The 14,637-nt window shown below is 68.9% G+C and carries 14 protein-coding genes; 2 read left to right on the top strand and 12 right to left on the bottom strand.

The window, feature by feature from the left end; translation table 11 throughout:
- Window positions 1–143: 143 nt before the first annotated feature.
- Window positions 144–407 (top strand): hypothetical protein, encoded by a 264-nt coding sequence (locus AC5RWA_RS06015; protein ID WP_494056925.1) that lies wholly within the window; start codon window positions 144–146, stop codon window positions 405–407.
- Window positions 408–451: 44 nt separating this feature from the next.
- On the opposite strand, the gene AC5RWA_RS06010 is transcribed toward AC5RWA_RS06015, so the two are convergent.
- Window positions 452–1,201 (bottom strand): 3-hydroxybutyrate dehydrogenase, encoded by a 750-nt coding sequence (locus AC5RWA_RS06010; protein WP_494056924.1) that lies wholly within the window; start codon window positions 1,199–1,201, stop codon window positions 452–454.
- Window positions 1,202–1,253: 52 nt separating this feature from the next.
- Window positions 1,254–2,636 carry an MFS transporter gene (locus AC5RWA_RS06005; RefSeq protein ID WP_494056923.1) on the bottom strand — a complete coding sequence of 461 codons (1,383 nt, stop codon included), beginning with the start codon at window positions 2,634–2,636 and terminating at the stop codon, window positions 1,254–1,256.
- Window positions 2,637–2,764: 128 nt separating this feature from the next.
- Between AC5RWA_RS06005 and AC5RWA_RS06000 the strand changes: the two genes are divergently transcribed.
- Window positions 2,765–3,682: a LysR family transcriptional regulator gene (locus AC5RWA_RS06000; RefSeq protein WP_275730731.1), complete on the top strand. Its 918-nt coding sequence runs from the start codon at window positions 2,765–2,767 to the stop codon at window positions 3,680–3,682.
- 28 nt (window positions 3,683–3,710) lie between these two features.
- Here AC5RWA_RS06000 and AC5RWA_RS05995 read toward each other — a convergent pair whose 3' ends face one another.
- The 10 genes from AC5RWA_RS05995 to AC5RWA_RS05950 are packed head-to-tail and all read right to left on the bottom strand — an operon-like array spanning window position 3,711 to window position 14,604.
- Window positions 3,711–4,631, bottom strand: coding sequence for a spermidine synthase (locus tag AC5RWA_RS05995; protein WP_494056922.1), 921 nt, complete (start codon window positions 4,629–4,631; stop codon window positions 3,711–3,713).
- A gap of 32 nt (window positions 4,632–4,663) precedes the next feature.
- Entirely contained in the window at window positions 4,664–6,205 is a 1,542-nt protein-coding gene (gene rfaE2 / locus AC5RWA_RS05990) for a D-glycero-beta-D-manno-heptose 1-phosphate adenylyltransferase (protein ID WP_494056921.1), read from the bottom strand.
- On the bottom strand, window positions 6,202–7,683 hold the full coding sequence (locus AC5RWA_RS05985; protein ID WP_494056920.1) for an aldehyde dehydrogenase family protein: 1,482 nt from the start codon (window positions 7,681–7,683) through the stop codon (window positions 6,202–6,204). Before AC5RWA_RS05985 ends, rfaE2 begins: the two co-directional genes overlap by 4 nt.
- Window positions 7,684–7,724: 41 nt before the next feature.
- Entirely contained in the window at window positions 7,725–8,426 is a 702-nt protein-coding gene (locus tag AC5RWA_RS05980) for an SDR family oxidoreductase (protein WP_079598357.1), read from the bottom strand.
- A gap of 48 nt (window positions 8,427–8,474) precedes the next feature.
- The gene (locus AC5RWA_RS05975) at window positions 8,475–9,947 is read right to left on the bottom strand and encodes a PfkB family carbohydrate kinase (protein WP_494056919.1); all 1,473 of its coding nucleotides are present in this window, start codon (window positions 9,945–9,947) and stop codon (window positions 8,475–8,477) included.
- The gene (locus AC5RWA_RS05970) at window positions 9,944–10,702 is read right to left on the bottom strand and encodes a D-sedoheptulose-7-phosphate isomerase (protein ID WP_494056918.1); all 759 of its coding nucleotides are present in this window, start codon (window positions 10,700–10,702) and stop codon (window positions 9,944–9,946) included. Before AC5RWA_RS05970 ends, AC5RWA_RS05975 begins: the two co-directional genes overlap by 4 nt.
- Window positions 10,699–11,952 carry a glycosyltransferase gene (locus AC5RWA_RS05965; protein ID WP_079598354.1) on the bottom strand — a complete coding sequence of 418 codons (1,254 nt, stop codon included), beginning with the start codon at window positions 11,950–11,952 and terminating at the stop codon, window positions 10,699–10,701. The genes AC5RWA_RS05970 and AC5RWA_RS05965 overlap by 4 nt, the downstream gene beginning before the upstream one ends.
- Window positions 11,949–12,983, bottom strand: coding sequence for a glycosyltransferase (locus tag AC5RWA_RS05960; RefSeq protein ID WP_494056917.1), 1,035 nt, complete (start codon window positions 12,981–12,983; stop codon window positions 11,949–11,951). Before AC5RWA_RS05960 ends, AC5RWA_RS05965 begins: the two co-directional genes overlap by 4 nt.
- A complete protein-coding gene (locus AC5RWA_RS05955) occupies window positions 12,980–14,068 on the bottom strand; it encodes a glycosyltransferase family 9 protein (RefSeq protein WP_494056916.1) in 1,089 nt (362 codons plus the stop codon). Before AC5RWA_RS05955 ends, AC5RWA_RS05960 begins: the two co-directional genes overlap by 4 nt.
- Complete coding sequence (locus tag AC5RWA_RS05950; RefSeq protein ID WP_476244807.1) at window positions 14,068–14,604, bottom strand: D-glycero-alpha-D-manno-heptose-1,7-bisphosphate 7-phosphatase; 537 nt, start codon at window positions 14,602–14,604, stop codon at window positions 14,068–14,070. Before AC5RWA_RS05950 ends, AC5RWA_RS05955 begins: the two co-directional genes overlap by 1 nt.
- Window positions 14,605–14,637: the final 33 nt, after the last annotated feature.

Genomic DNA, 14,637 nt, shown 5'->3' with positions numbered 1-14,637 from the left:
TTACTGATGTGACTGATGTGAATAGTGAATAGCTTTGGCGTACGGTGCCAGCCGGAATTGGAGGGCCGTCCTCGCGCTGGGAGCGTTCCGGTTACCTGCACCGACAGTGTGCGGCTCACTGCCGCCGCAAGGAGTTGGTACGCATGGTGAAAGCATATGTCCAGGACCTGTCGAGCATGGGTAAACCGGTGAGCCTGGCCTCGGTCGCGGCGCAGGCGTGGAGCCGCATTGCGAGGCCCTTCGCCCCGCGGTCCCCCTACAGGATCGGCGACGCCGTGGTGGCCGACGATCCCTTCAAGGGCCGCCGCGAGGGAGTGGTGGTGTTCCTGCAGGGCTTGTCCGCGGGCGTGGATACCGCCGAGGGCGTTTTCTTCTACGACCACCGGCAACTCAAGAAGCTGGACTAGCCGCTGAAGGCGGCCAGTCCAGCTGTCGGATTGCCAAAGAGTGCCTAGCGGGCAGACCAGCCGCCATCCATGGTGTAGCTGGCGCCGGTGACCATGCCGGCATGGCCGGATGCCAGCCATCCCACCAGGGAGGCCACCTCTTCAGGCTCCACCAGGCGCTTGATGGCGGACTCGGTGAGCATCACCTTGGCCAGGACTTCAGACTCGGGGATGCCGTGCACCTGGGCCTGGTCCGCAAGCTGCTTCTCCACCAGCGGGGTGCGGACGTAGCCGGGGTTGATGCAGTTGGACGTCACGCCGTGCTCACCGCCCTCCAAGGCCGTCACCTTGCTCAGCCCCTCAAGGCCGTGCTTCGCCGAAACATAGGCGCTCTTGAATGGCGAGGCCCGGATGCCGTGCACGGATGACACGTTGATGATGCGGCCGAAGTTGTTGGCGTACATGTGCGGCAGCGCTGCCCGGATCAGCAGGAACGGTGCCTCCAGCATCAGGGTGAGGATCCGCCGGAATTGGGCGGGCTCGAACTCCTCGATGGGGCTGACGCGCTGGATCCCGGCGTTGTTCACCAAAATGTCGCAATCCAGGCTCAGGGTGGCCAGCGAGTCCACGTCCAGCAGATCCACCACCCAGGCCGTGCCTCCCACCTCATCGGCAAGGGCCGCGGCCCCGGCGGAGTCGACGTCGGCCACAACTACCTTTGCCCCGCGGGAGGCCAGTTCCCGCACGCAGGCGGCGCCGATGCCGCTGGCCCCGCCTGTGACCAGTGCCTTCCGGCCGTTCAAATCGTGTTCCATCACTTTTCCCATCGTATGTATAGTCAACTGGCTGTCCAACGGCTCAAGCAGCTCAGCGCCGGGCCGCCGGGAGCAGTCCCTCGCGGGCGGCGTCGGCCTTGTCCACGTCCTCCAGTGCAATGCCCTTGGTCTCCCTCAGGCTCAGCACGGCAATGGAGGTGACGATGCAGGCAACCACCAGGTACAGGGCGGTGGGCACCCAGGAACCGGTGTCCTTCAGCCACTGCGTGGCCAGCAGCGGGGCGAGCGAGCCGGCGAAAATTGACGTCACCTGGGAACCGAGCGACACACCGGAGTACCGCATCCGGGTGGGGAACAGTTCCGCCATGATGGCGGGCTGGCCGGCATACATAAAGGCGTGCAGGCACAAGCCGATGGTGACGGCGGCGACGATGATCACGGCGTTGCGCGTGTCGAACATGGGGAACGCGAAGAACGGCCATGCAGCACCGGAGATGGCACCGATCAGGTACACAGGCTTGCGCCCCAGCGTGTCCACGAGCCGCCCCACCTGCGGGATGACCAGGAAGTGGATGACGTGCGCGATCAGCAGGGCCAGCAGGAGCGAGGACGTGTCGTACTGGTGAACGCTCTTGAGGTAGACGATGGAGAAGCTCACCACGAGGTAGTACATGATGTTCTCGGCGAAGCGCAGGCCCATGGCCTGAAGGATGCCCTTGGGGTACTTGCGGACCACTTCAAACACGCCGTAGCTGACGGCCTGCTCCTTCTCCACCAGGGCCTTGGCCTCGAGGAAGATGGGGGCCTCGGTGACGTGGGTGCGGATGTAGTAGCCAACAAACACGATCACCGCGGACAGCCAGAACGCCACGCGCCAGCCCCAGCCCAGGAACGCCTCGGGGCTCAGGGCGGAGGACATGATGAACAGCACCAGCGTGGCCAGCAGGTTGCCGACGGGTACTGCCGCCTGCGGCCAGCTGGACCAGAAGCCGCGGGACTTGTTGGGGCTGTGTTCGGCAACCAGCAGCACGGCACCGCCCCATTCGCCGCCCAGCGCGAAGCCCTGGATGAAGCGGAGCGCCACCAGCAGGGTGGGTGCCAGGTAGCCGATCTCGGCGAATCCGGGCAGGCAGCCCATCAGGAACGTTGCCACGCCCACAATGACGATGGTCAGCTGCAGCGTGGGCTTGCGGCCCAGCTTGTCGCCGATCTGGCCGAACACGATGCCACCGAGCGGACGGGCCACGAAGCCGACGGCGTAGGTGATGAAGGCCTGGATGATGCCGTCCAGCTCGTTGCCGGTAGCCGGGAAGAAGTACTTTCCGAACACCAGGGTGGCCGCGGTGGCGTAGAGGAAGAATTCGTACCACTCCACCACGGTGCCCACCATGGAGGCGGCGACGATTTTCTTCAGCCCCGACCCTTTGGCTGCGGACCCGGCATTGTTGCCTGCCGGGCGTTGCTCTACGCTCACTGTTTCTCCTTGGTGTCCACCTTGACACGTGCTGTGATCCACAGCACTGACGACTACCCTGAGTATTGCTGCACAAACCTGCGGCTTCAATGACCAAACCGGCACCAAACGTGTGCAGAATTGCAGATATGAACGCCAACCCCGATGACCTGCTGGTCCTGCTCGCAGTCTCCCGCTCCGCCAAATTTACGACGGCGGCCCAGGCTTTGGGCCTGAACCACACCACCGTTTCCCGCCGGATCGCCGCGCTGGAGAAGGCGCTGGGCGGACGGGTCCTGGCCCGGGCAACGGGCGGCTGGGAACTGACGGAACTGGGCGAACAGGCCGTGCGTGTTGCCGAGCAGGTGGAGGAGGTGCTGGGCACGCTGGGACCGGCGGGCAAGGCACCGGACCCCATTGCCGGCGTCGTGCGCATGACGGCGACGGACGGCTTCAGCGCCTACATCGCCGCCCCGGCGGTGGCCCGGCTGCGGCGTGAGCATCCGGGACTGAGCGTGGAAGTGGTGACCATGACCCGGCGGGCACTGCAGCAGCGTTCCGGGCTGGACATCGAGGTGGTGGTGGGCGAGCCGCAGGTGCACCGCGCCGAGGCCGTCCGGCTGGGCGACTATATGCTGGGCATGTACGCCTCGCGGGCCTACCTGGCCGAGCACGGTACCCCGGCAACGGTGGCCGAACTCAATGAGCACCCGTTGGTGTACTTCGTGGACTCGATGCTGCAGGTGGACGACCTCGATGCGCCGCGGCGGCTGGTGCCGGCCATGCGGGACGGGCTGACATCCACCAACGTCTTTGTCCACGTGGAGGCAACCCGGGCCGGTGCGGGTATCGGCTTCCTGCCCTGCTTTATGGGCGACCTCCACGATGACCTGGTCCGGCTGCTGCCCACCGAGATCGCCGAACTGCTTCCCTACTGGATGGTGCTCCGGCCGGATTCACTGCGGCGCCCGGCCGTCGCCGCTGTTGTGGGGGCGCTGCGGGAACAGATGGCAGCCCACCACGAAGCGCTTATGGGGAGGGGCAAAACCTCATCGAGTGCTCCGTAACGGCCTTTTTGGGGCTCGAAAACGGCGTTTATGGAGCAATCGATGGTGCCGCGGGATCGTGGCGGACCGGGGATCCGGCGGCGAAGGCGCGGACCTGGGTGTCGTTCCACAGGTGCGCGGGAACGGCGCCGCCGAGGAGCCGGCGGGCAAGCTGGGGGTCGTCCCCGAAGGGAACGTCGCTGCCGGCCATCACCATGTTTCCGTAGCGCCGGCCCTTCAGCATGGCGGGGTCCGCGATGATCACGGTGTGTTCGAACGCGGCCGCGATGGTGGCGGCGTCCTCGCGGGCGTTCTTCAGGTCCGGCGCATCGCCGGAGTTCACCAGATAGAGTCCGCCCGGTGCCAGGACACGCCGCACATGCTGGTTGAATTCCGTGGTGGTCAGGGAGCGCGGGGTCAGGGCGCCGGCAAAGACGTCCCGGATGATGAAGTCCCGGGTGTCCGCCGTGAGGGTCTCGGTCACCTCGCGGGCCTCCCCCACCCGCAGCCGCAGCAGGGGCGCTTTGGGCAGGTCGAACCAGCCGCGCACGTATTCCGCGAGCTTCCCGTCGAGCTCCACCACCACTTGCCGCGCGTCCGGGTAGACGGCGGCAAAGTAGCGCGCCAGGGAGCAGGCGCCGCCGCCCAGGTGGAGGCCGCGCAGCCGCGGGGGCCCGGCAGGAGAGGCGGACGACGGCTGCCAGCGCGACTCGATGAGCGCCGCCATCCAGCGCATGTACTCGAAGTCCAGGAACAGCGGGTCCGCGAGGTCGATGTGCGAGCTCATGACGCCGTTGATCTTCAGGAGCCAGCCGGTGGAGTTGTCCTGGTCCGCGATCAGCTCGCAGTCGCCGGTGTCGATGTAATAGACGCCCTCCACGGGACCGTCCGGCCTGGTTCCCTTCGGCACGTCCACGACTCCCGCCGTCGAACGGCCGCCCCGGCCTCCTGACCTTCCGCGTTTCGCCATTACCCGTGCCCCGCTTCAGTCATGCTTCAACCCTAGTTGGTAGGCACCGCTCCTTCGCCTTCGCGGATGCGCTTCACTACGGCGGTGGTGGAGCGCTCCGCCACGTAGTCCAGGATTGCCACCCGGCCGCCGTACTCCTCCACCGCCGGGGTCTCGGCCAGCATCTCGGGGGTGTAGTCCCCGCCCTTGGCGTAGACCTCGGGCCGGAGCTGCTTGATCAGCGGCGCAGCGGTGGGGGTATCGAAGACCGTCACGTAGTCCACGCAGCTGAGGGCGGCCACCACGGCTGCCCGGTCGGCAACGCCGTTGATGGGCCGGCCCGCGCCCTTGAGCCGGCGGACGGAATCGTCGCTGTTGAGGGCCACCACCAGGATGTCGCCCAGCTGCTTGGCCTGGTTGAGGTAGCGGGTGTGGCCGCTGTGCAGTACGTCGAAGCAGCCGTTGGTGAGTACGATCTGCTGGCCCTGTGCCCTGTGCACTGTGAGCTGGCGTTCCAGTTCGTCCGCGCCCAGCGCCGTGTCCGCGAATGCCCGCAAATAGCGGCTGAGCTGTTCCGTGCTGCAAACCGATGTGCCTGGCTGGTGCACCACAACGTCCGCTGCGGACTGCGCCAGGTCCAGGCTGGCCGTGAGCGGCAGGCCGGCTGAGCGGGCCAGCGTGAGTGCCGCCACGAACGTGTCCCCCGCGCCGGATGCCTGCTTCTCGGCAGCAGGCCGCGCCCACGTCCGGTGCCGCACGCCGTCGGGGGTCAGGAGCACAGTACCGTCGCGGTCCAGCGTGACCACCACGGCCCGGGCACCGGTGGCCGCCAGCAGCGCGTCCGCCTGCCCGCCCACGGCGTCCACCCGTTCCTGGCCTTCAGGGAGCCGGCGGTCCAGCAGCCGCGCGGTTTCCTGCGCGTTGGGCGTGACCAGGTCCGGATGCAGCGGCGCCCAGGGGCGGGGGTCGTGCGCATCGACCACCACCATCTGCCGGCGCGTTTCCCGGTCCCCCTGTTCCGCGGCGGCGAGCGCCTCCACCAGTCCGGCACGCACCGGGTCTGCCAGCACTCCGGTGCCGTAGTCGCACACGAGCACGGCGTCCTGGCGTTCGACGGCGGCACGCACCGAGGCGGCGAGCGCGGCCAGTGCGTCGGCCGGGACGGTCTTGGCTGAGTCGTCGAGGCGGAGCATCACCTGTCCGCCGCTGCTGATCCGGATCTTGGTGGTGGTCACCATGTCCGGGTGGGAGTGCAGGTGCCGGACGTCGATGCCGGCGGCCACGAGCTGGTTTTTCAGGTCCACCCCGGCGTCGTCTGTTCCGATGATCCCGGCCACGGAAACCCGGGCGCCCAGGGCGGCCAGGTTCATGGCGGTGTTGGCGGCGCCGCCGGGCGCGGAGTCGCGGGCCTGGAGGTCCACCACCGGGGCCGGGGCCTCCCGGCACAGCCGCTCGATGCTGCCGCTCCACCAGCCGTCCAGCATCACGTCGCCGATCACCAGGATGCGCGGTTCTTCAGCCGCGAGCCGTCCGGGCAGCCACTCGGACAGGGCCCGCTGGGTGGAGAGGTCCACGGCGTCGGGAGAGATGCTCATGGCTGGTCCTGCCCTTCAGCGGCGCGTTCTTCAGCGGCCCGTTCTTCCGTAGCCGGTCCGGCGTAACGCATGGCACCGGCGGGCGGCGCCGCGATGTGCACCACCTTGACCTGGCTGAACTCATCCAGCAGTTCGGGACCGTAACCGAACCCGTGGCCGCTCTCGCCGCGCGGCTGGGCAGCGCCGCCGGGGGCGCCGCCGAACACTTCGTTGACCTTGACCGTTCCCACGGGCAGGGACGCCACAGCCTGCTGGATATGGGCAATGTTGCCGCTCAGGACTGTGGCCGCGAGGCCGTACTTTCCGCTGCACGCCAGGCGCAGGCCGTCGTCGAACGTTTCGACCACCTGCACCGGGGCGACAGGACCGAACGTCTCCTCCGTCATCACCTGCATCCCCTCCGTGCAGCCGAGCAGCACCGTGGCCGGGTAGAAGGAGCCCGGACCGTCCGGCAGGACACCACCCTCCACCGCCTGCGCGCCCTGGTTGATGGCGGCCGTGACGTGGGCGTGCACCTCGTCCCGCATGCGCAGGTCCACCAGCGGTGCCACCGATCCGTTGCTGTTCCGCGCTGCCGCTTCGGCTTCAAGGGCGGCGCAGAATTCGGCGGCGATGTCCTGGTGGACGTAGATCCGTTCCACGGAGGTGCAGATCTGCCCGCTGTTGCTGAAGGCGCCGATGGCAGCCTGTTCAGCTGCCCAGACGGGATCCACGTCGCGGTCCACCAGCAGGGGATCGTTGCCGCCGTTTTCGCGGATGACGTGGGCACCCGTCAGCGCACCCGCCCTGGCAATCCGGGCACCGGAGGCACTGGAACCGACGTGCGCCAGCACATCCACGTCCGCCTCGGACAGAAGGGCACCAACGTCCGCTCCGCCCGAAATGGTCAGGAAAACGCCCGGCGGGAAGGCCGGCGCCAGGACTTCATCCAGCGCTTCACCCAGGCGCGGGCACCGCTCGCTGGGTTTGTGGATGACCGTGTTGCCCGTGACCAGTGCCGCGCCTATCAGGCCGCAGGCCACCGCAACCGGATCATTCCACGGAGTCAGGAGGACTGCCACGCCCCGCGGTTCGGCCACCGTGTAGTCAGAGGCAAGCCGGTTGCCGCGGAGGCTGTGGCCGCGGTGGACGGGGCCCAGTTCAGCGTACTGCTCAAGGGTGGACACACCGGCGGCGATTCCCGCCAGCGCTTCCCCTACCGGACGGCCCGTCTCACTGGCGTTGAGCCCCGCCAGTTCCTGCGCTGCTGCCTCGAGCGCCTTGGCCGCTGTGCGGAGCGCGGCGCCCCGCTCGGCCGGTGCCGTGGCGGCCCATTCGCCGGCGGCGCGGCGGGCCACCTCCACGGCATGGTGCACCGCACCGGGTTCTGCTTCCGGTACGGTCCACAGCACCTCGCCGGTGCGCGGGTCGCGGATGGTGATGCCGGAGCCTTCTGCTGGGTCCCGTCTTGTGGTCACTTCGGTGGCGGTTGTAGGCATGGTTTTCCTCCCGACGATTCCGTTCTAGTCCGTTTGCGGGCTTAGGGCCAGGAGCCCTCTTCCTCGTGGCAGATCAGCATCTCGCGGACCTCGCACCCGGTGGGCTGCCGCAGCGCGAACAGAATGGCCTGGGCCACGTTGCCGGGGTCGTTGAGGCGGGAATCGTCCTGCGGCTTGTACTGCTCGGTGCGGTCGTCAAAGAAGCGCGTCTTCATGCCGCCGGGGATCATGGTGGTGACGCCGATTTCGCCGCCGGTCTCCGCGGCGAGCGCGTGGCTGAAGCCCACCACACCGAACTTCGAGGCGCAGTACGCCGTTGCGTCGGCCACCGCCCGTTTGCCCAGCGTGGAGGCTACGGTGACAACCCGGCCGTGGCTGGTCTTGAGGTAGGGCAGGGCGGCGCGCACCACGGACACGGTGCCCATCAGGTTCACCCCGATGACTTTTTCCCATTCCGTGGCTTCGACGTCGGCGAGCTTGCCGCACCGGTCGATGCCGGCCGCGGTCACCACCGCGTCCAGGCCACCCATGGTTTCGGCCGCTTCCCGCACCGCCTTTTCCACGGCCAGGCGGTCGGCAACGTCCACTTCAAAGGCCTTCACGGCAGACACGCTGCTGATGTCGCGGTCCAGCACCACCGGAGTGCCGCCCGCCTGCAGGACGGCGTCGACGACGGCGGCGCCCAATCCCGAGGCACCTCCCGTCACGAGGACGCGGCCAAGTGTTGTGGAATCTGAAGTCATGGTGTTCCTTTCGATGGGGAATACAAGTCGATCGGGATGGGAAAAAGGTCAGCTCACCTTGGCGAGCGCGTCGGCCAGTCCGGTGGTGGAACGTGCCGGGTGGTAGGGGACGGTGAGGCAGCGGCCGCCCCAGCTTTCCACGAGTTCCGTTTCGGGGAGCCGGGCGCCCTTGTAATCGCCGCCCTTGACCCAGATGTCCGGGCGCAGCCGCTCTAGGGCGGCTTCCGGGGTGTCTTCGTCGAAAACCAGCACCGCGTCCACGCATTCCATGGCGAGCAGCAGCTCGGCCCTGTCGTGCTGGCCGATGATGGGACGTTCGGGGCCCTTGAGCCGCCTCACCGAATCATCCGAGTTCAGGCAGACGATCAGGCAGTCCCCCAGCTCGCGGGCCGCGGTCAGGGACCGGACGTGCCCGGCGTGCAGCAGGTCGAAGCAGCCGCCGGTGGCCACCACCGTGCCACCGCCCTGCCGGACCGAACGGGCAAGCAGCAACGGTTCGGTGGAGCGGCGCCCGGCTGCCGCCGGGGATTCGTTGTTCCGGCCGGCAGGCTCTGTGGTGCGGTCCGGGAGTGCTGAGACGCCGCCCGCGGCCAGGAAATCCGCTGCCTCGTGGACTGCCAGTTCGGCGGCTTCCTCGAGGGACCGGCCGGCCAGGAGGTGCACGGCCAGCCCGGCCGCCAGGCGGTCGCCGGCTCCGCACGGATCGCCCGCCTCCACCCGCGGGGCAGGAACAGGGTGCGGTGTTGCATTGTTGTCCCGCAGCAGGACTGCGCCCTGTTCGCCCTTGGTGACCAGGACTGCCTTGCTGCGCCAGTGGTCCAACAGGATCCGGCCGGCCTCGACGGCCTGGTCCTGCGGCGCCTGGTCCTGCGGCGCCTGGTCCTTGTGTGCTTCGGGCCTGCGCGCTTCGGGCTTGTTCGTTACGGTCCGAGCATCTTTCGGCGCCCGGGACTGGGCGGCCCTGACGGCTTCGGACAGGTTCGGCGTGACCACGGCGACGCCGGGGACGGGATCCGGCCCGGCAGGGTGCGGGTCCCAGATGATGGGAACCTCATCGGCAAGCCGGGCCAGGAGATCCCGCAGGCGGGGGTTGGCCGCCACTCCCCTGCCGTAGTCGGCGACGATAATCACGCCGGCCTCTTCCACAGCACGGAGCATGGCGGGGCTGACCTCGGGAACAGGCGTCTTTTCGCATCCCTGGTCAAAGCGGACCACGGGATGGGATCCGGCCCTGACCCTGGTCTTGACCGGCGACGGGTAGCCGCTGGGCCCTGCCACCAGGCGCACTCCGGCGAGATGCTCCTGGAGCTGCCGCCCGGCGTCGTCGTCGCCCAGCACCGTCACCAGCGTGACGGGCCAGCCGTCCTCAGCCAGCATCCGGGCCACCAGCCCGGCGCCCCCTGCGCGACGCCGGACGTCCGAGACATCCACTACCGGCACCGGGGCGTCCGGGCTGAGCCGTGTGGCCTCCCCGGAGAGGTCCACATCCAGCATGACGTCGCCCACCACCACGATCCTCATGGCCGGCCACCTCCCTGGGGCAGTCCGGTTGCCGGCAGCCCGGCTTTGGGCATTCCCGATGTCGGAACTCCGGCGGGAACGGCGGGGCTGCGGCGGCCTACCTCCATGTCAAAGGCACGGCACAGTGCGTGCAGCGCGATCAGGTGCCCCTCCTGAGCATTGGCGTTGAGGGCGTCGATCATCACGGCCTCATCGCAGGCGTCGGCCAGGGGGTTGGGCCCCGCGCCGGTCAGTGCCCAGGTGGTCACGTTGAGGCGGGATGCCACCTCGGCAGCGCGCAGCAGGTTGGGGCTCTTGCCGCTGGTGGACAGCAGCATCAGCACGTCCCCGGAGCGGGCATGAGCCCGCACCTGCCGGGCAAAGACGTCGTCGTAGCCGTAATCGTTGGCGATTGCGGTAACGGCCGAGGACTCGGCGTGCAGGGAGATCGCTGAGAACGGGACGCGCTCGCCGTCGAACCGGCCCACCAGTTCGGCGGTGAGGTGCTGCGCCTCGGCAGCCGAACCGCCGTTGCCGGCAGCGAGGAGCCGCTGGCCGCGGAGCAGGCGCTGGGCCAGCTCCACGCCCCAGGCGGCGAGCCTGCCGGACTGGCTGCGCAGGGAATCCAGGGCCGGAAGCACGTTGTCCAGGTGGATGCGGACGGCGTCGGCGCTGGCCGGGTCCACAAAGGCGGCACCAGGCATCGCAGCGGGCAGGGCAGGCGGGGTGGCCAGTGCCCGCAGGTCGGCTTCCTTCAAGGACCATTCAGCAGTCACAGCACTGCTCCTTCCATGGGAACCACGCCGGCCGGGGCCTCCGCCACTGCCAGCTGGTAGGCCTTTTCGGTTTCGGCGGCCACGCGGTCCCAGGAATACCGGGTCCGGGCACGTTGCTGGCCAGCCTTGCCGAGCTCAGCGCGCAGGGACGGGTTCCCGAGCAGCAAGGTGAGCGCCGACGCGATGGCTTCCGGGTCACGCGGCGGCACATGCAGCCCGGTGGTGTGGTCCACCACCGTGTCCCGCAGGCCACCCACGGCGGCGGCCACCACGGGAACGCCGCAGGCCATGGCCTCCAGGGGGACGATGCCGAAGGGCTCGTACCAGGGCGCGCACACCACGGCATCGGCGCTGCGGAAGATCCCCGGCATCTCGCCCCGGGAAACCTGGCCCTGGAGGGACACCTGGTCCGAGACTCCCAGCTCGGCGGCCAGGTCCAGCAGGCGCCGGACCTCCGGGTCGGCGTGCAGTGCCCCCGAATCCCCGCCGCCGCCCACAATCAGCAGCTCGACGTCGTCGAACCCTGCCTCGCGCAGGTACGGCAGGGCCCGGATCACCAGGTCAACGCCTTTCCGCGGCACCAGCCGGCCCACGGACAGGATGCGGTGCCGGCGGTTCCTGGCGGCGATGGGGCCGTCCGCGGAGAAGAAGCCGAGGTCCACGCCGCAGGGCGCGATGGAAACCTTGCCGGTGGTGATGCCCATGGCTTTGAGCTCAAAGACCTCGTCCGAGCAGGTGGCAATGATCCTGTCCGCGGAGCGGCCCACACCCGGTTCCAGCCAGCGGCGTTCCTGCGGGCTGGTGTCCTCGGCGCCCTGGTGGCGCCGCTTGACGGTGCCCAGGGCGTGGAAGGTCTGGATGACCGGGACGCGGTAGCCGGCGTCGGGCCGCCTTGCTGCGTCCAGTGCGGCCAGCCCGGACATCCAGAAGTGGCCGTGCACCACATCCGGCGGACGCTGGCCCCAGTCCCTGGCCACACCGTCCGCGAGCTCGCCCATGTACGGCAGCAGCTCATCCTTCGGAACATGGCAGGCAGGGCCTGCATCGACGTGGACCACATCGAACCGGCGCCCCACCCGCACCCGGGAGGGAAGCCCCGTCGCGTCCCTGCGGGTATAAACGGTGACGTGGTGGCCCCGCTTGGCAAGCGCCTCGGAGAGCGCGGCAACATGGACGTTCTGCCCCCCGGCATCCACCCCGCCCAGCGCCGCCAGCGGACTGGCGTGCTCGGAAATCATGGCGATCTTCATGGTGTCTTCCTCTCTCGCGCCGGGACAAGGATCCGCTCGTCCGGGTGCTCGTTGACGGAGTGCCGGGGCAGGCCGCGCAGGTCCGCCAGGAGCTCATCCCAGCGGTCCTGAAACTTGCCCAGGCCGTAACGTTCCAATGCCGCCTCACGCGCGGCAACGCCCCGCCGTCGGGCTTCATCCGGATTGGCGATCAGCCGCCGCGCACAGCGGAGCAGCTCATCAACATCGGCGGAAACGGCGCCGGCCTCCGGCGGCACCGCCCGCGGCGCTTCGGTGGTGGCCAGGGCCACCACCGGCATTCCCAGATGCATGGCTTCCAGGAGGGACAGGCCCAGGGAAGTCCAGCGCATCGGGTGTACATAGACGCGGCAGCGCGCCAGTTCGCGATGGAGTTCCTGCGTCCGCAGGTCTCCCCGCGCCGTCAGGCGTGTCTCCGCGATCCCAGTGGCGGCGGCAAGCCCGTCCGTCTTCATGCCGAAGACCTGCAGCGGGGCCACCGAGGCGAATGCCGGCAGCAGGTCGGTGCCTGTGACGCGGCCGCGGCGGACCGGTTCGTTGACCACAACCCCCAGCTCCGCCAGCTCACCGGTGTAAAGCTGCCCGGGGTCCGGGATCCCGTGTTCGATGACCGTGCTGGACGCGGAACCGTTGTCCCAGGCCAGCCTGTTGAAGTGGGTCACGTGGACGATCGGGATGTTGTGCTGGTCCGCGAGCGGGTGGGTGGTGAACGGGAAGTCGCCCTTCGGCGTGTTGTGCTCCACGTAAACCGCCGGGAGGTCCAGCCCGGGGGTGCGGCCGAGTATCCGGGTGACCTCCCCTATCTCCTCGGGGCGTTGGAGGACGACGGCGTCAACAGCGTCCGCGTCGAGCGTCGCCAGGTCCACCTCCCGCACGGATGCCGGCCAGTCCCTGCCGGCACGGCCAAGTCCCCAGGCACCGCCTTCCGGCAAGACTGGAAGCAGGTACTCATGACGGCCGCGGACGAAGGCGTCCGTCCAGGAACCGTGGACATGCCAGAGCAGGATTTTCATCTGTTGCGGGCCTTTCTACGGGTGCTGACGTGGGTGCTGAAGGAGCTCACTCCGCCCATCAGCCGTTCCACGGCTGCCACCACTTCCTCAGGGGATACGGAGTCAAGGCAGGGGTGGCCCGGGACGGGGCAGCCGCGGGCGCGGGTCATCCGGCAGGGCGCGTTCTGGTCGCCGAGGAGTTCCAGGGGCACCCCGTACGGTGCCCAGCGGATGGCCGGCACCACGGGTGAAAAGAGACAGACGACGGGGGTCCCCACGGCGGCGGCAAGGTGCGCCGGGCCGGTGTTCCCGGTGACCACCGCCTCAGCCCCCGCCATAACGCCGGCCATCGTCTGAAGGTCAGTGCGACCACCAAGGTCCAGGGCCGAAGGGCCGGCAACGGTTGCGGTGAGGGAGGTTTCATTCGGTCCGCCGGTCACCACCACCCGGTGGCCCGAACCCTGGAGGAGTTCGACGGCGGCCGCGTGGTGCAGCGGCGGCCAGGCCCTGGCCGGGACGGCAGCCCCGGGATGGACCACCACGTAGGGTTCGTGTCCCACGAGGTCCCGGACGTCGGGGACCGTTGCCACCCGGAGCTTGCCGTCGTCGCCCGCCGGCAGCCGGAACCCTGCGGCCTCGGCGATGCCCAGGGCACGTTCCGCCTCGGGCTGGTCTTCCGGAAAGTCTTCCCCCGGCTTGAGCCGGACGTCCAGCAGGGATCCGGCGTAGTCGGTGGACGCCCCGGTGATCCGTTGAACGCCGGCCAGCCGGAGCAGCAGTGCCAGCGGCAGCGGGGACTGGTGGAAGGAGGTCAGGATGATGGCTTCGGTGATCCTGGAATTGCGGACGTATTCGATGAGCCTGTCGGCGTGCGGGCCGGTCATCTTCGGCGCGGGATTCATGATCCAGGGGCTGTCCCAGCTGTAGACCTCCGCCACCCCGGGCAGCAATCCCGCGGCGGCCTCGCCTTGCCTGCCGCACAGCATCACCACGTGGTTGGCACCGCTGCCGTCAGGGATCCGGCCGTTCGCCACGGCCCGGACAGCAGGCCCCGCCAGGAGGACATCGCCCATGCTGTCCAGGCGCGCCACCAGGACCCGGCCCATCAGGGTGCCTCCCGCAGCAGGCCGACGGCGGCCGCCAGGTCCGGTGCGACCAGCCGCGCTGCGGCCACCTCCTCAGCCCGGGTCACCGGGGTGGGAACCAGCACGCCTGTGGCTCCGGCGGCTTCCGCAGCGCCGACGTCCGCCCCGATGTCTCCGATCAGCGCTGCCTCCGATTCCCGGATTCCGAGTTTCCTGCAGGCACTGTGGACCATGCCGGGCGCCGGCTTGCGGCAGGTACAGCCGTCCTGCTCGGAATGCGGGCACACTTCCCACACATCAAAGGGTCCCAGGAGTTCTTCCACCCTGGCGTTGACCCCTGCCACGTCGGCTTCCGTGATCAGGCCACGCGCAATACCCGACTGGTTGCTGATGACGCCGGTAGCTATGCCTTCAGCCCGGAGGCCGTCCAGCACGGCTTTGGCGCCCGGCATCGGCCTGACCAACGCGGGGTCCCCGTTATAGGGCACATCGACCACCAGGGTCCCGTCCCGGTCGAACAGGACAGCCCGGAGCTTGGAGGTTACGGAGCTTCCCATATCCACACTGTTCCCCACTGCTCCTGCTCCTAA

Source organism: Arthrobacter sp. 210 2 (assembly GCF_059093025.1).
The sequence above is the reverse complement of the archived record's forward strand: the minus strand, read 5'-3'. Positions and strand labels throughout refer to the sequence as shown.